Here is a 20,695-nt window from a genome sequence, read left to right as displayed (position 1 = left end):
ATTTCCCTCCTGTATCATTTCCCTTCGTTTTATTGTCCTGTGTCACTATAAAAATGCTCTGCATATCGTTATATTGTCGAATACATAACGCATTGACAGGAGATTCAGATGGCAGGTTCTTGGTTACGCGGGGTTATCGGGGTATCACTCACGCTGTGCGTCGCGGGTCAGGCGCTGGCGGCAGAGGGGAAAGTGACCGTTTTCGCCGCCGCATCGTTAACCAACGCGATGCAGGATATCGCCCAGGCGTATAAGAAAGAGAAAAACGTCGAGGTCGTCTCGTCGTTTGCCTCGTCGTCGACGCTGGCGCGGCAGATTGAAGCAGGCGCCCCGGCGGATCTGTTTATCTCCGCCGATCAAAAGTGGATGGACTACGCGGCTGACAAAAAGGCCATCGATCCGGCGACCCGCGCCACCCTGCTTGGCAACAGCCTGGTGGTGGTGGCGCCGAAAGCCAGCGCGCAGGGTGCAATTACCATTAATGAGAAAACCGACTGGACCAGCCTGCTGAAAGGGGGCCGTCTGGCGGTGGGCGATCCGCAGCACGTTCCGGCAGGGATCTACGCCAAAGAAGCGCTGCAGAAACTGGGCGCCTGGGAGACCCTGTCGCCGAAGCTTGCGCCGGCGGAAGACGTGCGCGGCGCGCTGGCGCTGGTGGAGCGTAGCGAAGCGCCGTTGGGCATCGTCTACGGATCGGATGCCGTGGCCAGCAAAGGGGTGAAAGTGGTGGGCACCTTCCCGGAGGCGTCGCATCAGAAAGTCGAATACCCGCTGGCGATTGTCGATGGCCACCGCAATGCGGCCGTGAGCGCTTTCTATGACTACCTGAAAGGGCCTGAAGCGTCCGCGATTTTCCAACGTTACGGATTTACCACCCGCTGATGTTTCTGAGCGAACCCGAATGGCAGGCGGTGCTGCTGAGCCTGAAAGTCTCCTCCCTGGCGGTGGCCTTGAGCCTGCCCTTTGGCATCTTTTTTTCCTGGCTGCTGGTCAGGCGCACCTTCCCCGGCAAGGCGCTGCTCGACAGCCTTCTCCATCTGCCGCTGGTGCTGCCGCCGGTGGTGGTGGGATATCTGCTGCTGGTGGCCATGGGGCGGCGCGGGTTTATTGGCAGCTGGCTGTATGACTGGTTCGGCATCAGCTTTGCCTTCAGCTGGCGCGGGGCGGTGCTGGCGGCGGCGGTGATGTCTTTCCCGCTGATGGTGCGCGCCATCCGCCTGGCGCTGGAGGGGGTGGACATCAAACTGGAGCAGGCGGCGAGAACCCTCGGGGCCAGCCGCTGGCGGGTATTTTGCACCATTACGCTGCCGCTGACTCTGCCGGGAATTATTGTTGGCACGGTGCTGGCCTTCGCCCGCTCGTTAGGGGAATTTGGCGCGACCATCACCTTCGTCTCCAATATTCCCGGCGAAACGCGTACCCTGCCTTCGGCGATGTACACCCTGATCCAGACTCCGGGCGGGGAGGGGGCGGCGGCTCGTCTGTGCCTCATCGCTATCGGCCTGGCGCTGGTCTCGCTCTTGATATCAGAATGGCTGGCCCGCGTGAGCCGCCAGCGCATAGGAGGATAATGATGCTGGAGCTGGACTTTACCCAGACCCTCGGCAGCCACTGTCTGCAGATCCGTGAAACGCTGCCCAGCAGCGGGATCACCGCCATCTTTGGCGTCTCCGGCGCCGGGAAAACGTCGTTGATCAACGCTATCAGCGGCCTGACCCGGCCGCAGGCGGGGCGGATCGTGCTCAACGGCAGGGTGCTGAACGACACCGCGCAGCGTATCTACCTGGCGCCGGAGCAGCGGCGGATCGGCTATGTCTTTCAGGATGCGCGCCTGTTTCCCCACTATAAAGTGCGCGGCAATCTACAGTACGGCATGGCGAAATCCATGGTCAGCCAGTTCGATAAGCTGGTGGAGCTGCTGGGGATCGCTCCCTTGCTGGATCGCCTGCCTGGCCGGTTATCCGGCGGCGAAAAGCAGCGTGTAGCCATCGGCCGCGCTTTGCTGACCGCGCCGGAGCTGCTGCTGCTGGACGAGCCGCTGGCCTCGCTGGATATTCCGCGCAAACGCGAACTGTTGCCCTATTTGCAGCGACTGGCACAGGAGATCCATATTCCGATGCTTTACGTCAGCCACTCGCTGGACGAGATCCAGCATCTGGCCGATCGCGTGCTGGTGCTGGAGGCCGGTAAGGTGAAGGCTTTCGGTCCGCTGGAGGAGGTCTGGAGCAGCAGCGTGATGCACCCCTGGTTGCCGGCGGAACAGCAGAGTACGATCCTCAGCGCCACCATCGCCGCGCAGCATCCGCAGTACGCGATGACCGCGCTGACGCTGGGGGATCAAATGCTGTGGGTCAACCGGCTCGAACGTCCCGCAGGTGATACCGCGCGGATCCGCATTCAGGCGTCGGATGTTTCGCTGGTGCTGGCCCAACCGTCCGCCACCAGCATCCGCAACATCTTGCGCGCCGAGGTGGTTCAGTGTCTGGAGGTCAACGGACAGATCGAGGTTCAGCTCAGGGTGAGCGGCCATCCTCTGTGGGCTCGAATCAGCCCGTGGGCGCGGGATGACCTGGCGATAGCGCCAGGCCAGCAGGTGTTTGCCCAGATCAAAAGCGTGTCGATCGCCGCCTGATCACAGCAGCTGACGGTAGATAAACTCGGCGATGCTGGCGGACTCATTGTCCCCGATGACCACGTTGGCGCGGGCTTTGACCTCGTCCACCGCATTGCCCATCGCCACCCCGGTACCTGCTGCTTCCAGCATACTCAGATCGTTGTAGTTATCGCCGAAGGCCACCACATTCTGCATCGACAGCCCCTGGTCAGCGACCCACTGCGCCAGGCGTTTGCCTTTGCTGTTGCCGGCGCGGGCAATATCCACCTGGTCGTGCCACGACCATTCGCACGCCAGGCCCAGCGTCTCGCCGACCTCCTGCGCAAAGCGCTGCAGACGGGGAATGTCATCGTCGGTGAGGGCGAATTTCCATACCGCTTTGACCTCGCGGACCGCCTGCGCCAGCGAGTCGACCTGGCTGAAGACCGGGCGCTGATCCTCCGGTAGCGCCTGCGCCCAGTTGCGGGTGCGGATCACATGCCCGGTGGGCTGTTCGTAAAGCATCGCGTCATCCACATAGGCCAGACCGTGGATCTGCTGTTCGGCGAGCATGGCGGTGAGGCTTACCGCGTGTTCCACCGACATAGGATCGGCCGCCAAAACCTTTTTTGCGTGATAATCATACAAATAAGTGCCATTACAACAAATTGCAGGTGTATCGAGGGCCAGTGCCTGATAAAAAGGATGAATAGCGACGTGATGACGTCCGGTAACGACGATCACCTGGTAGCCCGCCTCTCTGGCGCGGGCCAGCGCTTCCAGCGAAGCGGGCAGGATGGTTTTTTTGCTGGTAAGCAGGGTGCCGTCTAAATCCAGGGCAATCACGCGTGTTGTCATGTGTTATTTCCGGTTGATGTTGAAAAGTACCTGGCCATGATGGTACACCGCCGTGGCGTCAGGACCAATTTTTCCACATCTGCCGTGAATGTCTGTATGCCCTTTGTGCCGCCTTCCGTCGGTAATTCGGTCGGCGATGCGAGTATCATGGGCGGATGTCTTATAATTTTCAGGGTGCTGTTATCCTGAAAATGAAAAATCCACGTGCAGTGAGGGAAGGAGTAGTCATGAAACAAACCGTTTATACCGCCAGCCCGGAAAGCCAACAAATCCACGTCTGGAGTCTTGAAGCGGACGGCAAACTGACGCTGGTGCAGGTGGTTGATGCCCCGGGTCAGGTCCAGCCGATGGTGGTCAGTCCCAATAAGGAGTATCTGTACGTTGGCGTTCGTCCGGAGTTTCGCGTGTTAGCTTATCGCATCACGCCGGATAACGGGGCGTTGACCTTTGCGGGGGAAGCGGCGCTGCCGGGCAGCCCGACCCACATTTCTACCGATCATCATGGCCGCTTTGTCTTCAGCGCCTCCTACAATCAGGGCTGCGTCAGCGTGACCCCGCTGCAGGATGGCCTGCCGGGTGAAACTATCACCGTGGTGGAAGGGCTGGAAGGCTGCCACTCGGCCAATATCTCCCCGGACAACCGTACCCTGTGGGTGCCGGCGCTGAAGCAGGATCGCATCTGCCTGTTTACCCTCAGCGAAGATGGTTTCCTCTCCGCCCAGGAGCCAGCGGAAGTCACCACCGTCGAGGGGGCGGGTCCGCGCCACATGGTGTTCCATCCGAACCAGCAGTATGGTTACTGCGTCAATGAGCTGAACAGCTCAATTGACGTTTGGGAGCTGAAAGACCCGAATGGCAACATCGAATGTGTACAAACTCTGGATATGATGCCGCCTGATTTCACCGGCGTGCGCTGGGCGGCGGATATTCATATCACTCCGGACGGGCGTCATTTGTACGCCTGCGATCGTACCGCCAGCATCATCACGGTGTTCAGCGTGTCGGAAGATGGTAGCGTGCTGGCGGTGGAAGGCTATCAGCCGACCGAGACCCAGCCGCGCGGCTTCAATCTCGATCACAGCGGTAAGTATCTGATTGCCGCCGGGCAGAAGTCGCACCATATCGCGGTGTACGAAATTACCGGCGAGCAGGGGCTGCTGCAGGAGAAAGGCCGCTATGCGGTCGGGCAGGGACCGATGTGGGTGGTCGTCAACGCTCACTGATCCGTCAGGCGGTAAAAGAAAAAACCTCGCGTGAGCGAGGTTTTTTTGATCAGAGCGGACAGGCTCTGTAGGGAAGGTGTTGCCCTGGTAGACCTGAAGCGTGATGGCTTTAGATATCGTCCATGGTGTAGCCGACGACAATCTCCAGCGTTTTACGGATCACGTCTGCGGTCACCACGTCATCGGTGCTTTCCAGCGCCTGAATCAACCATAAAATAATGGCCTTATTGTTCAGGTGACCCTCGGACTGGAGAATACTGTTGATGGCCAGCGACATCACGGCGGACTCATCAACCAGCTTATCACCGGCGTTACGGAAATAGTCGGAGAGCGCGGTGTCCTGCAGTCCTGCGTAAATATCGGGTTGCTGATGCATAGTCTGTCTCATCACATTCTCACTCTGTGTTATTCACCATGGTTGGGAGACTCAGTGGATCTTTTTACCTTCCAGCGCCATGGCGCTTTGTGTCGGCGAACCTCGGGTTTCCCAACGGCCATTGATTTTCTTTACCTGCAAAGGCGCTTGCTTGCGCTGACGGGCAAGCTTCGCGCAAATTTCTTCGATCACAGCAGCGATGACCTTTCTTCGCTGTCGGTCTGACTCTGTCGCCTGCATCAACCGAAGTCGAACCAGCAGGGTCGGGGTGGTAATCGGGCGATTCGTTTTCAGAAGCGCGAGCACCGCCTCGCCGATGATCTCATCGGTGATTTCCTCAGTTTCACTGCTATTCATAACCGTCTCTCTGCATGCCACTCTCTCCCTGAACCTGCGAACGGGCATTCAGGTCAGCAGCAGGTTTGTGGATGCGATCGCCCCTCATCTGCTACTGCGGTGCAACAGGCGACGATCGATGACGTTATTCCTGACCGGCAAACAGCAGACCAATTAAGGTCTGATAGTGACTCTCTTCCTCGGGGGCACGGGCGCGGTCGAGGCGGCTCAACAGTTTGGTGCACAGCGCTTTGCGGTTGAGATGACGCCCTTCGTTGAGAATATCCATCACAATCTGACCCAGCGTTTCCTGCTGGGAAGGTAACGATGCTTTGTTGAAATACTGGGCAATTGCGTTCGCTGTATCTGGAATGTAACCATTCTGCTGCATATGTGCTCCTTTCATTTCATTCATCTGTTAACTGCCATTAAACTTATACAATATTTACTAACCTGTACACACAAAGTTGCACAGAAATGATTCAAAACGTGTTAACATTTTGATTTATAATCGGTTAATTTTTTATGTTTAGTGTGTTTCTGGCTTGTGAAGGTAGGGTTTAGCGTTGCATGTTGTACAAGAAAAGAAAAATGAAAAAGCCTTGCACAAAAAAGGGATTTTTAGTGTATCTTTTTTGTTAAGACAAAACCTAGTTTTACAAGACGATTAGCCTGATAACTGCTACTGTGAATGCTTACCCTCCCATCTGGAATCACTATGCTAACCACCATCATTTATCGCAGCCATATCTGCGACAATGTCTCATTCAAATCGATCGAGGCCATGGTCGCCAGGGCAAACGAAAGAAATGGGCAGGCGGACGTCACCGGTATTTTACTTTTTAACGGGACGCATTTTTTTCAACTCATTGAGGGGCCTGAAGAAAAGGTTCGGGATATTTATCAGCATATTTGCCGCGATCCCCGCCACTATAACCTGGTGGAGCTTCTGTGCGACTATGCGCCGTCCCGCCGTTTCGGTAATGTCGGCATGGAACTGTTTGATTTACGCGAACATGATCGCGAGGAAGTGCTGCAGACGGTGATGGACCGCGGGACCTCAAAATATCAGCTCACCTATGACGACCGGGCACTGCAATTTTTCCGCACCTTCGTCGAATCAACGGAAAAAGCGAACTATTTTGAGATTCCTTCCGCTGACAGCTGGGTATTCATCCCCGATCAGAATACTTTCTATCCTGATACCCCGATAATTGATAATAAGGAAAGCTGGTCCTTTGCCTTCCAGCCGATCGTCGACCCTTTCGCCTGCGAAATTATTTCGTGGGAAGCGCTGTTACGCGCACCGGACGGCCAGTCGCCTGGCGCCTATTTTGCCGGGCTTTCCGGGGACGACATTTATCTCGCCGATCTGCACAGTAAACGGGTGGCGCTGTCGCTGGCAGGGAAATTAGGCTTACGTAATAAGGCGTTAAGTATTAATCTACTACCGATGACGCTGGTTAAAGCGCCGAACGCGGTGGGTTTCCTGCTCGATCAAATTCAGCGTAATGATCTTATTCCTGAGCAGATTATTGTCGAGTTTACCGAGCGGGAAGTGATTTCGCGGATGGATGATTTTACCGATGCGGTGCGAAAGCTAAAGGGGGCGGGCATCAATCTCGCCATCGATCACTTCGGCGCCGGGTTTGCGGGGCTGTCACTGCTGGCGCAATACCAGCCCGACAGAATTAAAATCGACCATGAGCTGATCCGCAATATCCACCAGGATGGGCCGCGCCAGTCGATTGTACAGGCGATTATCAAATGCTGTTTTTCACTGGAGATTGCGGTCTCAGCCGTCGGCGTTGAGCGCGCTGAAGAGTGGATGTGGCTGGAATCAGCCGGTATTTCACAGTTTCAGGGGAATTTGTTCGCCAGCGCGCGCCTGGGGGGCTTGCCTGCCGTCGCCTGGCCAGAGAAAAAATGATCCATCTCGAAATCAGCTAATTATTTTTTCATCTTTTTCCCAAGCGCTGTGAGCCACAACCTGATATCTTTATCTGTACAAGAAAATAGAGTTGTACAGGATGCCTGAATTCGTTAGTTTAGGTATTAAAGTATCAGGTTGATGTGAGGCTGCTATGGCGTTTTACAGTATCGGTGAAGTCGCCGAACGTTGCGGAATCAATCCGGTCACCCTGCGCGCCTGGCAGCGTCGTTACGGGCTACTGAAGCCGCAGCGTAGCGAAGGCGGGCATCGACAATTTGATGAAGAAGATATCCTGCGCATTGAAGAGATCAAGCGCTGGATAGAGCGTGGTGTATCAGTAGGGAAAGTTAAAGCGCTGCTGGAGGATAACCTGCCGGCGGCGCGCGACGAATCCGCGCATCTTCAGGAAGAGATGATGTCCATTCTGCGTTATATGCAGCCTGCCAGAATCCGTGCCAAATTAATGGCGCTAAGCCATCAACACCCCGTCGACACGCTCATCGATAGCCTGTTAGTGCCGGTACGTCAGCGTCTGAAGCTCGATCAGAATACCTCGCTGGTGATTAGCAGTATGCTGGATGGTCTGTTGATTGACTGCGTGGCGCTGTTTCTTGCCGAAGCGCGTAAGAAGAACGGCAGGGAGACGCTGCTGGTGGGCTGGAGCAATGAGGACAGGACCCGTCTGTGGCTGGAAGCATGGCGTCTTTCCCAGCGTGGCTGGCACGTCAACGTCCTCGCCGAACCGCTGGAGTCGCCGCGGCCCGAGCTGTTTCCCGGCCAGCATATCTTCGTCTGGACCGGACGCGCTGCCACCCCTCTGCAGGAAGAGCTGCTCAGCCACTGGCAAGAGCAGGGCTTCAGCATCCATTTTCACGGTAATAATTAATCGCCCCGATCCGCAAAGCAGACCGGGGCTAACGCGCCGGGTTACAGGTGGATCTGGCTCCAGGATTTAAAGGTTTCGCTGCGGCTGATATTAAAAAAATCGGTCCTACCGCTACAGCCGAGCTTTTTAATCAGATTCAGCCGGATCTGATAAATGGTTTTAATATGCAGATTCAGCGACCGGCCAATGCTGGCGACCGCTTCGCCATTGCTGATAAGTTGAATCACTTTCTTTTCCCGCTCGGTAAACTGCACCGAGGCGCCCGGCGCCGGGTGGGTTTTATAGTAGCGGGTGGGCTGGTGCAGAAATATCTTTAACTCTTCCGGCGTTGAATTGGCCGGTAAGCGCAGCATAGGCAGTTCACTCAGAAAATTAAGATCGTTGCCTTCGGTTAACAGAATAAATAACGTATCCCGACGGTTATAGTTGTGCTGCAGTACTGCGAAATAATTGTCGCTGGTAAAGAAAACATGTTTTTTGCGAAAGTAAGATGCCGGCAGACTATTCAGGATCAGCGACATCCCGTAGAGAAGAAAACGATTATCAAACCACAGATCGTAATGTTCAGTACGATAGCAGGTATTATGGTGTGACATTTTATTTGCCTCAGTTAGCCGATAGAGACCCAGGCGTGCCGGCACCGCGGGGGTGAGCCTGCTGCCAGCTCCGCGGGGTTAATTAATGATGAGGTTTGCTGGACAGCATATCCAGCGCCTGCAAATAGAGGTCGGAAAGTATTTCATTACTTTCCGTTTGCAGGCGATGCTGGATTTCCGTAATCATCCGCTCATTATTTATCGTTCTGTGCTGCTTAATGAGCGTATTTTCAATATTCTTCATCAGGGCCGAATTGAAGACAAACTCTGCTGGAATGGTATTTTTAATATGCATAGCTCGAACTCTCCCACGTATAACGCAAACTGACAATAAAAGTCGCTACGTACCATTGGTACGCGCTAAGTCACGAACAGGAAATGCAAAACCAGGAACCACCGCCTGACTTGCCGCGCCACCGTTAAACATCCCCGCTTCGTTGCGCAACAAGCAGTTAACACTCCAAAACTATAGACGGTGATTCTGCTATGTACAACTTTTTTCAGGACTATATGTACAACGGAACGACTTATTTTTGTATTTTGTATTAATTGATTGATTTTAAAGAATTTTGTTGTTTGCATTACTTGTACATAAAATCCGGTTTGTGCAAGATACCTTTGTAAAACTGGCGGGAAGAGGCTGACGATAATGAGAAGGTGATGTTTTGACCGGCGTGCTGGATGAAATAGCGCCGACGCAGGAAGGGGTACACAGCAACTCTGTCGTCGACAGGTGGCTTTCTTCCGCGTCGGACGCTAATCATAACGAAAAGCAGGTGAGGTTTTGTCTTTTTTTTGCACAATTAGGTAAAGGGAAACACATCGGTCATTTCGTTGTCGGTTTGCTCAGTTTGTTGGCGGATAAGGGGTGTGCTACGCTTTTTAATACCGATGTGGCGGTTCGGCATCGTTATCTTTCCCCCATTTCCCTCTCGGGCTTTTCCCCTTGTCCCGACGGATAAATATGGCAGAAGCTATCTGTCCATGGACAGGCCTTGAAGACTGAGGAGGGAAAATGCGCGGTAGAACCGTAATGCTCCTTGCCGGGTTAGCGACTCTCGCGCAGGCGAAAGAGATTAACCTCTATTCGATGAATACCGGTTCCTATGTTTACCATTTGACCAATAACCATGGGCAATATACTGAGAATTTCGAAAACCACTTTTTCTCAGTGGAACGTAAATTCTCAGAAGACTCGAAATACAGTCTGCTGATTGGCACTATGAATAATAGCTTCGACGATCGCTGCCTGGCGCTGGGCGTGAGAAGAGACTGGTACCACAACGGCAGCGGATGGACCTTCAAAGGCGTTTACGGCTATACCGGCGAATTCTTCTTCGACGCCTTCGAGCATTGCGGCGATCATGGCTCCTATAAAGATTTTAAGGATGCCACCGGGATCGGCTTTTCACCCTATATTTACCATGCTATCCAGTACAACTTTACCGACTATTTCGCTCTTGAGAGTGGCATCATTATTCCCAGCGTGTTTGTGATCAGCATTCAGTGGAGCTTCCGCTAAATCGCCGCGTTGTCGGTTACAGGGTTATCACCTTCTTGAGCAGCGTACTGGAGAGCGCGGCAAGGGAAATGAGCACCGACAGGACAAACGTTAGCGCAATCACTCCCAGCTTGGTGGCTAACGAGTGTATAGGGATCAGCATCACCAGCAGGTGAAAAACGGAGTAGTGCAGAATATAGACCCCGGTCATCGCTTTGCTAACCGTCGCCAGTACCGCCTCCTTCAGTTCGCGGTTCTTTTTAAACTGCACGGCGTTAGCGGCGATCACCAGCAGGACGATCAGAATATAAATCTGCGACCCCGTCAGAATGAACGCATTGCGATCGGCTTTAAACAGCGCGAAGAAAAAGTGGCGCTCATAAAACCAGGTAAATAAATAGACAAAGGGCAGGGCGATAATCGACCCTTTAATGACCCGCGGGTCGCGTATCCACTCCGTGACTCGCGGATCGTTAAACAACTGCCCGGTTAAATAAAAAAGTAGCCATGTCCACAGACGATACTGCGGCGCCAGGCTGAAAAGATGTCTTTCCGGATAGAGCACTGAGAGCAGGTCGTAACCATAAGAGCAGCACAGCAGCGTCAGGACCACGGTGAAAAACAGGCCGCGCCGCTGACTGAGCCAGGCAATCAGGGGATGGAAGGTATAGATGACGATCAGGGCGAAAATAAACCAGGGCTGGATCAGGTAGCCGCGCTGATAAGGCTCCCAGACATAATAGACCGTCATCCAAAACAGAAAGACGATCACCACGCTTTTGATTTTGCCAATTTGCCAGTTGGCGTCGTGGCGCGTCTGCGCGTCAAGATAGCCGGCTACCACAAAAAACAGCGGCGTGGCGATGGTCGAGACGAAGGTCAGCAGCCCGAGGATCCAGTGATAGTCATAATCAAAGCGATCCCAGGTGTTATAGATGGTGAAAAAAGTCACCGCTGTCATACAGCCGAGTGTCTTAATAATGCTCAGACCGGTACTGTTCATCGTTGAGGCGTCATATCCTTATGGTGAAAGCAGGCGTAAATCACCGGCAGAACCAGCAGCGTCAGCACGGTGGCGAAGGCCAGACCGAACATAATCACCACCGCCATACTCTGGAAAAAAACATCGCGCAGCAGCGGGGCAAGGCCAAGCACGGTGGTGAAGGCGGTCAGCAGGATTGGCCGCAGACGGGATGTTGCCGCATCAATGATCGCTTGTCGTTGATCTTTCTCTTGTTTTTGTTGCTCTATCTCTTCCACCAGCACAATGCCGTTGCGGATCAGCATGCCGCTGAGGCTGAGAAGGCCGATTAAGGCCATAAAGCCGAAGGGAATGCCGGTCAGCAAAAAGCCGGGCGTGACGCCGATCAGCGCCAGCGGCACGGTCAGCCAGATGGCGACGGCGTTTTTTAGCGAACTGAACATCAGCACCGTAATGATAAACATCACCAGATAGCCAAGCGGTAGGGTCGTGAACAGCCCTTGCTGCGCCTCACTGGAATTCTCCGCATCGCCGCCCCATTCGATACGGTAGCCATGCGGCAGCGTCAATGCGTCAATGCGTGGTTTCACCCGGGCGAGAATATCACCCGAGGTTTGGCCGCTTGGCGGACTGGGGTCGGTCTGGACCGTCAGCACCCGGGTGCGATCCCGGCGGAGAATCAATGGATCTTCCCACTCCAGTGAGAAGCCATGGATGACGTTACTCAACGGGATATACTGCTGGCGGCTCTGGCTCCAGACCAGCACGTTATTCAGGTGGTTGGCATCCTGTCGCTCCGTTGCCGGCGGCCGGACGATCACCGGCAGCAGATCGGCGCCCTCGCGATATAACCCGGCGCGACTGCCGGAGAAATTCATCTCCAGCGCATGATCAATGTCCTGTTTATCCACCCCCAGCTCGCGCCCCAGCGCCGGGGAGTACTGCGGGCGGATCACCTTGCTGCGGTTCTGCCAGTCGTTACGCACGCTGTCGGTGGCCGGATCTTCGGCGAGAATATCGCTCACCTGACTGGCCAGCGCGCGCAGCGTATCCGGGTCAGGGCCCTTAATGCGCACTTCAATTGCGCTATCCCCGGAGGGGCCGAACATAATGCGTTTAGTGCTGGCGTTCACCTGCGGGTAGTTTCTGGCGATCCAGGCTTCCACGTGGCGGGTGACGGGGGCGATGCCGCGCTGGTCGTCCATCCGCACCATAATTTGCGCGTAGTTGCTGTACTGCCGCTGGCCGCTGTAGGTAAGAATAAAACGCATACTGCCCTGGCCAATGGTGGCGACGGTGGTGACTACCCCCGGCTGGCCGGCGATCGACCGCTCAATATCGCGGGTCATCTGCTCGGTGGCGTTAATATCGGTACCGTAGGGGAGCCACAGGTCGACAAAGAAAATGGGCGTATTCGATGACGGAAAGAAATTCTGCCGAACGAAGGTGAAGCCCCAGATAGCCGCGGCCAGCAGGGCGCCCATCAGCACCAGGGTCACGGTCTTTTGCTGCAGCAGTATTCGCAGCGTCTGCTGATAGCCGCGATAAAAGCGGCCGCGGTATGGATCGGCTTTTTCCGCCGACGCGGCGGCCGACGGGGCGTGTTTAAACAACCACCACTTAATGAGTACCGGCGTGATGGTCAGGGCGGAGAACCAGCTTAGCATCAGCGAGATCAGCAGCACCTGGAACAGGGATTTGCAATACTCCCCGGTGGAGTCCTGCGAGAGGCCAATCGGCGCGAAGGCGAGGATGGCGATGATCGTGGCGCCGAGCAGCGGCAGGGCGGAGCGGCGGATCACATAGTTAATGGCGCCCAGCAGCGGCGAACCTTGCTGGCGGGCGATCAGCACCCCTTCGACAATAACGATGGCATTGTCCACCAGCATACTCAGGGCGATGATCAGCGCCCCGAGGGAGATCCGCTGTAACTCTATCCCCCAGATATACATGATAAGCAGGGTGCCGAGAACGTTGAGCGCCAGCGACAGGGCGATAATGATCCCGCTGCGCACCCCCATGAACACCAACAGCACGCCGACCACGATCGCCAGGGCCATCAGGAAGTTGGTAATAAAGCCATTGACCGAGTGGGCGACCTCTGCCGCTTGATCGTAAAAAATGGCAATGTCGATCCCCGCCGGTTTGTCGGCGGCCATCTGCTGGAGGCGGGCTTCAAGGGCGTGCCCGACGTCAATGACGTTGACGCCAGGAATAAAAGAGACCCCCATGGTCACCGCCTGGCGGCCGTTGGCATGATAGATACTGGACGGCGAGTCGGTCAGCCCGCGCGACAGTGTGGCAATATCCCGCAGTCGGGTGGTGGCGCTGGCGCCGTGAGGGCTGACCAGCAGATCCCCCAGCTCATCGATGCTCTGAAACTCCCCGGTGGGGTGAAGGCGGATCGATTCGCTGCCAACGCGGATCTCTCCGGCGCTGGACACCACGTTGAGCCGGGTCAGGATAGCGGCGAGCTGGTTGAGCGTGATCCCGCGCGCCGCCATCTTCGCCAGCGAGATATCAACATTGATCTGTTGCGGAATGACGCCGCCGATAGCGACTTTACCGACCCCAGGAACCAGCACCAGCTCCCGACGCAGCTGTTCGGCATAGCGCACCAGTTCGGGGTTGGTAAAACTGTCGCCCGAGATGGCGAAGAAAAAGCCAAACACATCGCCAAAGTCGTCATTGACGAAGGGGGTCACGACGCCAGGCGGGAAAAGTCGGCTGGCGTCACCGACGCGGCGACGTAGCTCATCCCAGATTTGCGGCAGCTCGCTGGAATGGTACTGCGAAGCGATATTCACCGTAATTTGCGATAAGCCATTTGAGGAGATGGAGCTGACGTTATCCAGTGAGGGAAGCTGCTGAATCGCATTTTCCAGCGGCAGGGTCACCTCCTCCTCCACCTGCTGAGCGGACGCGCCAGGGTAGTGGGTGACGATCACCGCCGTTTTAATGGTGAAGGCAGGATCTTCCAGACGGCCGATATTGAGCAGGGCGAACAGCCCCCCCACCCCCAGCAGCAGGATGGCTAACCAGACGCGGGTCGGGTTATTAATAAACTGACGGGAAATGTCCATTTATAATCCTCGTTCACGCGTCCAGATCCGCACCGGCTGCCCGGCATGCAGCTCGCTCACGCCCGCCGCGACCACCTGCTCACCCGCGTGGAGACCGTCGGTGATGGTCACTCCCTGCGAGGTCACCTCGCCGACGGTGACTTTGCGCTCTTCAAGAAACCGATGCGCATTGTCGCCTTTCACCACCCAGACGATGGGTTCATTCTTCGGCCGGTTATCCGGGTTAAACACCGCCTCCACTGGCACCACGAGGGTTTCCCTTCCGGCGCTGGCCGGTAAATTGCCGAGGTTGACCGTCACGGTGCCGCTAACCCCGCCGACGGTGGGAAAATCATCCGGCCGCGGCATGGTTAAAATGATCTGCCAGGTGAGGGTGCTGTTATCGCTGCTGCCGGTATGCTCTTTGTATTCCGCCGTAAATTCGCGGCCCGGCAGGGTATTGATCCTGACGACGGGACGGTAGGCGGTATTACGGATATCCAGGGAGGTGAAAAGATTTTCGGGAATGCTGAAGACTACATCCAGCAGGTCGGTCCGCGTCAGGGTGATCACCGGCTGGCCGGCGGCGACCACCTGATGGTTGCGGATATGCACGCCGGCGGCAATCCCGCCGAAGGGCGCGGTGAGGCTCATTTGCGCCAGCTCTTCACGGGCGATTTTTAAGGCCGCGTTGGCGGCATCGCGATTGGCGCGCTGCACGTCCATTTCCGCCTGGGAGATGGCCTGACGTCCCGCCAGGGTCTGGAAGCGGTCGAACTGACGCTGGGCGAGGGTGGCCGCCGTTTGTCGCTCATTGACCCGCTGTTGGGCCTCGCGGGCATTCAGGCGCGCCAGCGTTTGTCCCTGGGCGACGGTCGCCCCCTGGCGAATATCCAGCGATTCCACCTGGCCCCCCCGCTTAAACGACAGCTCGGTGGAGTCGCCAGACTCGATACGTGCCGGAAACGTTCGCTGCTGGGTATTGCCCACGGCGGTCACCTGCGCCACCTTGACCATGCGCGGGGCGGACTCGACGGACGGCGATTTCTGATCGCAAGCGGTTGCCAATAAAATAACAACCGGGATGAGAGAAAAATAACGGTTCACAGTATTCCCCTCAGATTCAGGATTTATTTTACATTTTTATTACGCGGCGCACGCTTATTCGGCGAGGGCGGCGACAACCAGATAGGTGAATAGTCCCACCAGCGTGCAGGCGACAATGGCCAACGCGACAAAGAATCCCAGACGTAACAGGCTATAACCAAACATGATTTTCTCCCTTAACACCCACCCGAACCGCAAATGTCATTTAATTCGGCCCTCGCTGTGACCACTGGACATTCGGAGCGGCACTCCTGCTTGTAATCAGCATAGTCGGAGAAAAGGTGAAGTGTTAAAAAAGTGAATACCCCGAGCGTTGGCGACATCGTTGGGGAAAGGGCAGGAGATTCGCAGGTGATAAGAGCTTTTTATAATATTTTTCAGTCTATTAATCCGTCATTTTCTAATGTTAATTTTCCTGTGCTACGTTTAATAACATCTATTCTGCTCGCCGCTTCTGTTGTTGAGATTTCGTTCCTCCCCAAGTATAGGGTTATTCATCACTACGCATTGTATTGGTAATAAAAGGATTATCTCATGTATAAAAATATCGTTGTTCCCGTTGACGTTTTTGATGCAGGCCTGGCCGACAAAGCGCTCTCTCATGCAAAATTCCTTGCCCAACATTCTGCCGGGCAAATTCATCTTGTCCATGTCATTCCGGCATTCTCTCCGGTGTTAACGCGTGGATTTATCTCTGATGCCCGAAAGATGGAAGACCATTTGATTACTACCGCTAAGGAAAAACTGACCGAGCTGGTCAAAAAAAATGGCCTGGCGGAAGACGCCAGCCATCTTTATGTGCGCAGTGGCAATGTTCGCGATCAAGTGATCGCCCTGGCCGATGAGCTAAAAGCGGACGTAGTGATTGTCGGTTCACGCAATCCGGGGATCCAGACTCACCTGCTGGGCTCGGAAGCGGCCAATATCGTGCGCTATGCCCATGTACCGGTTTTCGTTGTGCGCTGATGACGGCGGGATGTCGTCCTGACTTCCGCTTCATAAATCGAGGGAGAGAGTATGAATACAGATAAACCGGGGGCGCCCTACTATCAGCGCTCCGTCGAGGAGACGCTCGCCAGCGTGCAGAGTTCGCCGGACGGGATTAGCGGAACAGAGGCGGCCACGCGCCTGCAGCAGTATGGCGAAAACGCCCTGCCGCAGAAGCCGGGTAAACCCGCCTGGCTGCGTTTTATTGTGCATTTTAACGATGTGCTGATCTACGTCCTGCTGGCGGCGGCGCTGCTCAAGGCGGTAATGGGCCACTGGATCGACATGTCAGTGATCCTCGCGGTGGCGGTGGTCAATGCGCTGATCGGCTTCATTCAGGAGAGTAATGCGGAAAAATCGCTGCAGAGTATCCGTAATATGCTCTCCAGCGAGGCGGTGGTGATCCGCCAGGGCAACCATGAAACCATCCCCACCACCTCGCTGGTACCCGGCGATATCGTGGTGATCCGCGCCGGCGACCGAATCCCCGCCGATTTACGGGTGATTGAGGCGCACAACCTGCGGGTGGAAGAGGCAATCCTCACCGGCGAGTCGACGGTGGTGGAAAAAACCACCGAGCCGCTAAGCGGTGATTTGCCGCTCGGCGATCGCAGCAACCTGGTGTTTTCCGGGACCACCGTCAGCTCAGGGGCGGGGAAAGGGATCGTGGTGGCCACCGGCGGCGATACCGAGCTGGGCCACATCAACCAGATGATGGCGGGCATTGAGAAACATCGCACGCCGCTGCTGGTGCAGATGGATAAGCTGGGCAAAGCCATTTTTATCCTCATTCTGGTGATGATGGCGGCGCTGTTCGTCTTTAGCCTGCTGTTCCGCGATATGCCGGTCTCCGAACTGATGCTGTCGTTAATTAGCCTCGCGGTGGCGTCGGTCCCGGAAGGGTTGCCGGCGATTATCTCCATTATTCTGTCGCTTGGCGTGCAGGCGATGGCCCGTCAGAAAGCGATTATCCGCAAGCTGCCGACGGTGGAAACCCTCGGTGCGATGACCGTTATCTGCTCGGATAAAACCGGGACCCTGACCATGAACGAAATGACGGTGAAGGCGGTGATCACCGCGGACAGCGTCTATCGGGTGGAAGGGGACAGCTATGAGCCGGTCGGTAAAATCCATGCCATCGACGACCCGACGCCGATCGCCGTGGCGCCAGGATCGCTTCTTGAGCGCTATCTGCGCACCATCGATCTGTGTAACGACAGCCAGCTTATCAAAGAGGAAGGCGGGCTGTGGAAAATTACCGGCGGCCCCACCGAGGGGGCATTGAAGGTGCTGGCGGCGAAGATAACCCTGCCGCCGCAGCCCAGCGAGCTGCGTAGTAAAATTCCTTTTGATTCGCAATATAAATACATGTCGACGCTTTACCGGCTGGGCGAAGAGGAGGTGGTGCTGGTCACCGGCGCGCCTGACGTTCTGTTCCGCCTGTGCCAGTATCAGCAGAGCGACAACGGACTGCAGCCGCTGGATCTCCCGTACTGGGAAAGCAAAATTGAAGAGTACGCCCGGGAGGGGCTGCGCATGGTGGCCGCGGCCTGGAAGCCAGCTGCCGCAGGCCAGACCGAGCTGACCCATCAGGATCTGCAGCAGGGGGTCATTTTATTAGGGGTTGCCGGGATGATGGATCCGCCACGTCCGGAAGCGATCACGGCGATTGCCGACTGCCTGCAGGCCGGGATTCGCGTGAAGATGATCACCGGCGACCATCCGCAAACGGCGATGAGCATCGGCAAAATGTTGGGGATTGGCAATGCGGGTAACGCCATCACCGGGCGCGAGCTGGAGGTGATGGACGACGCGCAGCTGAGCGTCGCCGCGCAGCAGTTCGATATCTTCGCCCGCACCAGCCCGGAAGATAAGTTCCGTCTGGTGCAGGCTCTGCAGAGCAAGAAAGAGATTGTCGGCATGACCGGAGACGGGGTGAACGATGCCCCGGCGCTGAAGCAGGCTGACGTCGGCGTGGCGATGGGGATCAAGGGAACCGAAGTCACCAAGGAAGCCGCCGATATGGTGTTGACCGACGACAACTTCGCCACCATCGCCAGCGCGGTCCGCGAGGGGCGCCGGGTGTATGACAACCTGAAGAAAACCATTCTTTTTGTCATGCCGACCAACCTTGCGCAGGGTTTACTGATCGTGATCGCGCTGCTGGCAGGCAACGTGCTGCCGCTGACGCCGGTGCTGATCCTGTGGATGAACATGGCCACCTCCGCCACGCTGTCGTTTGGTCTGGCGTTTGAAGCCGGTGAGAAAAATATTATGCGGCGGCCGCCGCGCGACCCGAAAATTCACGTCATGGACGGGTTTGCCATCTGGCGCGTGGCGTTTGTGGGGTCGATGATTGCGGTCAGCGCCTTTATTCTCGAAGCCTGGCTGCAGCCGCGCGGCTATTCGCCGGAGTTTATCCGTACCGTGCTGTTGCAGACCCTGGTCACCGCCCAGTGGTTCTATATGCTGAACTGCCGCGTATCGGATGGTTTCTCGTTAACCAAAGGTCTGCTGGCTAACAAGGGGATCTGGATCGTCAGCGGCGTGCTGCTGGTGCTGCAGCTGCTGATTATCTATGCGCCGTTTATGCAGATGCTGTTTGGCACCACCGGGCTGCCGTTCCGCTACTGGGTGATCACCTTTATCATCGGCTTCGCCATGTTCCTGATCGTGGAACTGGAAAAACCGCTGACCCGCAAATGGCGAACCGCCTGACGGCGTGAAGCGCTGAACGAAAAAGGAAAGAGGGGGCATCGCCCCCTCTTTTATTATGCTTCACGCTTGTTGCGCTTTACTGTTTCGGCTCGGCGACCACGCTGCTTCCCACGCCGCGGTTGTTATATTCCCACATGCGGTTGAAGCTGTTGTCGTTGAGGTTGCGCTGCAGATTGCCTTTGTCATCCGCGCTGCCGGTGTTGCCGCTGAACGGACGGCCGGAGCCTACCGCTGCCGCCCACGGCTGGGCGATGTTAAAGCCTTCATTGATGGCGCTGTCGCGGATCACGACCTGACCGTTGCTGTTGCCGTCAACATCCAGCGCGCGGCCGAGCTGCGCGACGTTATCCCCGGAGGCGGTGAAGCGGCTGTTAGTCGCCAGGAAGCCGTAGGTCACGCTCTTCAGGGTGGCCGGCGCGAAGACATAGGCTTCTTTCTGAGTACGGGAGTTCACCACGCGGAAGTCGGTGTTATCAAACACCACGGCGCCACGGCCAGAAACGATATCCACGTCGCCTTCAATATAGCTGTTGGTTACCAGGGTGCGAGTCTGGCGGTTGTCCTGCAGACGGTTCTGCACACCGCTGTTGGTCACGAAGAAGGTGTTCTGGCGGCCAAGAATGTTCACCTTATCGATCTGCACCTGGTCGCCATCGCTGCGCAGGGCAACGGCCTGGTGGGTACCGGCATCGACGCTGTCGCCAAGGTTGTTGGCGATGGTCAGGTTCTGCAGCTGCAGGCCGTTATTCTGCGACCAGAAGACCGCGGAGCACATCACGCCGACGGTGGCGGTGGATTTGCTCTGGCAGCTGTCGAACATATACCACGCCGGTTTGCCCGGCATGTATTTGCCACCCGGATTGACCAGACGACGCCAGGTGTTGCGATCCATCTCAGAATCAATGGCTTCGCTGATTTTTACGTCAATCGGTTTATCGCCGGTACCATACAGAGTCAGGGCGCCCGGCGCCGCCGGAACGTAGACGGTGCCCGGGTATTCGCCCGGCATGATGGCGATAAACAGGCGACGGTTAGAGTGGCGGGCAATTGCCGCATCCACCGCTGCCTGGACGGTGGTATGGGTCACGCCCTGGGTTCCCGCCGGGCCGACGATAAAGTCAGGTTGCGCCGGCAGGCTGATGGCGGACGGCGTCCAGGCCGCGGCATTGGGGTTCAGCGACTGGAAATAGGCCGCCGGGGTAAAGTTTTTCGCTTCATCGGCGTTCAGAATGGGACGCGCGGTGGTGCCCGGTGCAGTCTGCGTTGAGGGCTGTTGATCGGCAGGCGTCGAGCTACAGGCGGACAGCGTCACGCCGAAGGCCAGCGCCAGCGCCAGACGGGAAACGGAATATGTGTTCATGTTGCTCCGGGCAAAATTAAGCGTAGTGAAATACCCCGGCTGAGACGCCAGGGTATAAGTCCTTTAAAACCTGCTGTTTTATACTAACTTGAACGAAACGGGAAGATGCGGGCTGAAAAACTTACCTTCTTTACGCAATGAACGCTTTCCCGGGACGGTCCCTAGTCACAAATAAAT

General features: G+C 56.3%; 20 protein-coding genes. 10 read left to right on the top strand and 10 right to left on the bottom strand.

Going from position 1 to position 20,695, the window contains the following annotated elements; translation table 11 throughout:
• The first annotated feature begins 108 nt into the window (after nt 1-108).
• From modA to modC, 3 genes are read left to right on the top strand one after another with little or no spacing between them, the layout of a single operon-like run.
• The gene (gene modA, locus ACQUTI_RS10385) at nt 109-882 is read left to right on the top strand and encodes a molybdate ABC transporter substrate-binding protein (RefSeq protein WP_114505808.1); all 774 of its coding nucleotides are present in this window, start codon (nt 109-111) and stop codon (nt 880-882) included.
• Nucleotides 882-1,571 carry a molybdate ABC transporter permease subunit gene (gene modB / locus ACQUTI_RS10380; RefSeq protein WP_080837401.1) on the top strand — a complete coding sequence of 230 codons (690 nt, stop codon included), beginning with the start codon at nt 882-884 and terminating at the stop codon, nt 1,569-1,571. The genes modA and modB overlap by 1 nt, the downstream gene beginning before the upstream one ends.
• A gap of 2 nt (nt 1,572-1,573) precedes the next feature.
• A complete protein-coding gene (modC, locus tag ACQUTI_RS10375) occupies nt 1,574-2,632 on the top strand; it encodes a molybdenum ABC transporter ATP-binding protein ModC (RefSeq protein ID WP_080837405.1) in 1,059 nt (352 codons plus the stop codon).
• Here the strand turns inward: modC and ACQUTI_RS10370 are convergent, their stop codons facing one another.
• Complete coding sequence (locus ACQUTI_RS10370) at nt 2,633-3,451, bottom strand: pyridoxal phosphatase (RefSeq protein ID WP_004886041.1); 819 nt, start codon at nt 3,449-3,451, stop codon at nt 2,633-2,635.
• Between the two features lie 227 nt (nt 3,452-3,678).
• Here ACQUTI_RS10370 and pgl point away from each other — a divergent pair, with 227 nt between their 5' ends.
• Nucleotides 3,679-4,674: a 6-phosphogluconolactonase gene (pgl, locus tag ACQUTI_RS10365; RefSeq protein ID WP_004886043.1), complete on the top strand. Its 996-nt coding sequence runs from the start codon at nt 3,679-3,681 to the stop codon at nt 4,672-4,674.
• A 109-nt stretch (nt 4,675-4,783) separates the two neighbouring features.
• Here the strand turns inward: pgl and ACQUTI_RS10360 are convergent, their stop codons facing one another.
• The 3 genes from ACQUTI_RS10360 to ycgZ form a co-directional block, all read right to left on the bottom strand.
• Nucleotides 4,784-5,050, bottom strand: coding sequence for a biofilm development regulator YmgB/AriR family protein (locus tag ACQUTI_RS10360; protein WP_004886050.1), 267 nt, complete (start codon nt 5,048-5,050; stop codon nt 4,784-4,786).
• 51 nt (nt 5,051-5,101) lie between these two features.
• On the bottom strand, nt 5,102-5,407 hold the full coding sequence (locus tag ACQUTI_RS10355) for a hypothetical protein (protein ID WP_023320000.1): 306 nt from the start codon (nt 5,405-5,407) through the stop codon (nt 5,102-5,104).
• Between the two features lie 124 nt (nt 5,408-5,531).
• Entirely contained in the window at nt 5,532-5,777 is a 246-nt protein-coding gene (gene ycgZ / locus ACQUTI_RS10350; RefSeq protein WP_004151693.1) for a regulatory protein YcgZ, read from the bottom strand.
• Nucleotides 5,778-6,104: 327 nt separating this feature from the next.
• Between ycgZ and ACQUTI_RS10345 the strand changes: the two genes are divergently transcribed.
• Together ACQUTI_RS10345 and ACQUTI_RS10340 are read left to right on the top strand one after the other, a co-directional pair.
• Complete coding sequence (locus tag ACQUTI_RS10345) at nt 6,105-7,316, top strand: diguanylate phosphodiesterase (RefSeq protein WP_004886055.1); 1,212 nt, start codon at nt 6,105-6,107, stop codon at nt 7,314-7,316.
• A gap of 154 nt (nt 7,317-7,470) precedes the next feature.
• The gene (locus tag ACQUTI_RS10340; protein WP_017899619.1) at nt 7,471-8,205 is read left to right on the top strand and encodes a MerR family transcriptional regulator; all 735 of its coding nucleotides are present in this window, start codon (nt 7,471-7,473) and stop codon (nt 8,203-8,205) included.
• A gap of 41 nt (nt 8,206-8,246) precedes the next feature.
• On the opposite strand, the gene ACQUTI_RS10335 is transcribed toward ACQUTI_RS10340, so the two are convergent.
• Both ACQUTI_RS10335 and ACQUTI_RS10330 read right to left on the bottom strand, forming a co-directional pair.
• Nucleotides 8,247-8,801 (bottom strand): helix-turn-helix transcriptional regulator, encoded by a 555-nt coding sequence (locus tag ACQUTI_RS10335; protein ID WP_017899620.1) that lies wholly within the window; start codon nt 8,799-8,801, stop codon nt 8,247-8,249.
• Nucleotides 8,802-8,883: 82 nt separating this feature from the next.
• Nucleotides 8,884-9,096, bottom strand: coding sequence for a biofilm development regulator YmgB/AriR family protein (locus ACQUTI_RS10330; RefSeq protein WP_004886058.1), 213 nt, complete (start codon nt 9,094-9,096; stop codon nt 8,884-8,886).
• A 370-nt stretch (nt 9,097-9,466) separates the two neighbouring features.
• On the opposite strand from ACQUTI_RS10330, the gene ACQUTI_RS10325 reads away from it, so the two are divergent.
• Both ACQUTI_RS10325 and ACQUTI_RS10320 read left to right on the top strand, forming a co-directional pair.
• Entirely contained in the window at nt 9,467-9,763 is a 297-nt protein-coding gene (locus ACQUTI_RS10325; RefSeq protein WP_162304088.1) for a hypothetical protein, read from the top strand.
• Nucleotides 9,764-9,816: 53 nt separating this feature from the next.
• Nucleotides 9,817-10,323 carry a hypothetical protein gene (locus ACQUTI_RS10320; protein ID WP_004886059.1) on the top strand — a complete coding sequence of 169 codons (507 nt, stop codon included), beginning with the start codon at nt 9,817-9,819 and terminating at the stop codon, nt 10,321-10,323.
• A 16-nt stretch (nt 10,324-10,339) separates the two neighbouring features.
• Here ACQUTI_RS10320 and ACQUTI_RS10315 read toward each other — a convergent pair whose 3' ends face one another.
• From ACQUTI_RS10315 to ACQUTI_RS10305, 3 genes are read right to left on the bottom strand one after another with little or no spacing between them, the layout of a single operon-like run.
• Nucleotides 10,340-11,263 (bottom strand): acyltransferase, encoded by a 924-nt coding sequence (locus ACQUTI_RS10315; protein WP_074186554.1) that lies wholly within the window; start codon nt 11,261-11,263, stop codon nt 10,340-10,342.
• A gap of 38 nt (nt 11,264-11,301) precedes the next feature.
• Nucleotides 11,302-14,367 carry an efflux RND transporter permease subunit gene (locus ACQUTI_RS10310; protein ID WP_049093526.1) on the bottom strand — a complete coding sequence of 1,022 codons (3,066 nt, stop codon included), beginning with the start codon at nt 14,365-14,367 and terminating at the stop codon, nt 11,302-11,304.
• Nucleotides 14,368-15,453: an efflux RND transporter periplasmic adaptor subunit gene (locus ACQUTI_RS10305; RefSeq protein WP_094311247.1), complete on the bottom strand. Its 1,086-nt coding sequence runs from the start codon at nt 15,451-15,453 to the stop codon at nt 14,368-14,370.
• A gap of 534 nt (nt 15,454-15,987) precedes the next feature.
• On the opposite strand from ACQUTI_RS10305, the gene ACQUTI_RS10300 reads away from it, so the two are divergent.
• Both ACQUTI_RS10300 and ACQUTI_RS10295 read left to right on the top strand, forming a co-directional pair.
• Nucleotides 15,988-16,419 carry a universal stress protein gene (locus tag ACQUTI_RS10300; protein ID WP_004886076.1) on the top strand — a complete coding sequence of 144 codons (432 nt, stop codon included), beginning with the start codon at nt 15,988-15,990 and terminating at the stop codon, nt 16,417-16,419.
• A 51-nt stretch (nt 16,420-16,470) separates the two neighbouring features.
• Nucleotides 16,471-19,158 carry a cation-transporting P-type ATPase gene (locus ACQUTI_RS10295; protein WP_049116087.1) on the top strand — a complete coding sequence of 896 codons (2,688 nt, stop codon included), beginning with the start codon at nt 16,471-16,473 and terminating at the stop codon, nt 19,156-19,158.
• A gap of 76 nt (nt 19,159-19,234) precedes the next feature.
• Here the strand turns inward: ACQUTI_RS10295 and ACQUTI_RS10290 are convergent, their stop codons facing one another.
• On the bottom strand, nt 19,235-20,518 hold the full coding sequence (locus ACQUTI_RS10290; protein WP_004886081.1) for a putative acyl-CoA thioester hydrolase: 1,284 nt from the start codon (nt 20,516-20,518) through the stop codon (nt 19,235-19,237).
• Nucleotides 20,519-20,695 lie beyond the last annotated feature (177 nt).

The organism is Klebsiella sp. 7-CIP_Kleb., assembly GCF_050378655.1.
GTDB lineage: Bacteria > Pseudomonadota > Gammaproteobacteria > Enterobacterales > Enterobacteriaceae > Klebsiella > Klebsiella quasipneumoniae.
The sequence above is the reverse complement of the archived record's forward strand: the minus strand, read 5'-3'. Positions and strand labels throughout refer to the sequence as shown.

What these genes read in the sequence shown, in the direction of transcription:
- modA (WP_114505808.1), top strand. Translation starts at nt 109, where the DNA reads ATGGCAGGTTCTTGGTTACGCGGGGTTATCGGGGTATCACTCACGCTG.
- modB (WP_080837401.1), top strand. Translation starts at nt 882, where the DNA reads ATGTTTCTGAGCGAACCCGAATGGCAGGCGGTGCTGCTGAGCCTGAAA.
- modC (WP_080837405.1), top strand. Translation starts at nt 1,574, where the DNA reads ATGCTGGAGCTGGACTTTACCCAGACCCTCGGCAGCCACTGTCTGCAG.
- ACQUTI_RS10370 (WP_004886041.1), bottom strand. Translation starts at nt 3,451, where the DNA reads ATGACAACACGCGTGATTGCCCTGGATTTAGACGGCACCCTGCTTACC.
- pgl (WP_004886043.1), top strand. Translation starts at nt 3,679, where the DNA reads ATGAAACAAACCGTTTATACCGCCAGCCCGGAAAGCCAACAAATCCAC.
- ACQUTI_RS10360 (WP_004886050.1), bottom strand. Translation starts at nt 5,050, where the DNA reads ATGCATCAGCAACCCGATATTTACGCAGGACTGCAGGACACCGCGCTC.
- ACQUTI_RS10355 (WP_023320000.1), bottom strand. Translation starts at nt 5,407, where the DNA reads ATGAATAGCAGTGAAACTGAGGAAATCACCGATGAGATCATCGGCGAG.
- ycgZ (WP_004151693.1), bottom strand. Translation starts at nt 5,777, where the DNA reads ATGCAGCAGAATGGTTACATTCCAGATACAGCGAACGCAATTGCCCAG.
- ACQUTI_RS10345 (WP_004886055.1), top strand. Translation starts at nt 6,105, where the DNA reads ATGCTAACCACCATCATTTATCGCAGCCATATCTGCGACAATGTCTCA.
- ACQUTI_RS10340 (WP_017899619.1), top strand. Translation starts at nt 7,471, where the DNA reads ATGGCGTTTTACAGTATCGGTGAAGTCGCCGAACGTTGCGGAATCAAT.
- ACQUTI_RS10335 (WP_017899620.1), bottom strand. Translation starts at nt 8,801, where the DNA reads ATGTCACACCATAATACCTGCTATCGTACTGAACATTACGATCTGTGG.
- ACQUTI_RS10330 (WP_004886058.1), bottom strand. Translation starts at nt 9,096, where the DNA reads ATGCATATTAAAAATACCATTCCAGCAGAGTTTGTCTTCAATTCGGCC.
- ACQUTI_RS10320 (WP_004886059.1), top strand. Translation starts at nt 9,817, where the DNA reads ATGCGCGGTAGAACCGTAATGCTCCTTGCCGGGTTAGCGACTCTCGCG.
- ACQUTI_RS10315 (WP_074186554.1), bottom strand. Translation starts at nt 11,263, where the DNA reads ATGACAGCGGTGACTTTTTTCACCATCTATAACACCTGGGATCGCTTT.
- ACQUTI_RS10310 (WP_049093526.1), bottom strand. Translation starts at nt 14,367, where the DNA reads ATGGACATTTCCCGTCAGTTTATTAATAACCCGACCCGCGTCTGGTTA.
- ACQUTI_RS10300 (WP_004886076.1), top strand. Translation starts at nt 15,988, where the DNA reads ATGTATAAAAATATCGTTGTTCCCGTTGACGTTTTTGATGCAGGCCTG.
- ACQUTI_RS10295 (WP_049116087.1), top strand. Translation starts at nt 16,471, where the DNA reads ATGAATACAGATAAACCGGGGGCGCCCTACTATCAGCGCTCCGTCGAG.
- ACQUTI_RS10290 (WP_004886081.1), bottom strand. Translation starts at nt 20,518, where the DNA reads ATGAACACATATTCCGTTTCCCGTCTGGCGCTGGCGCTGGCCTTCGGC.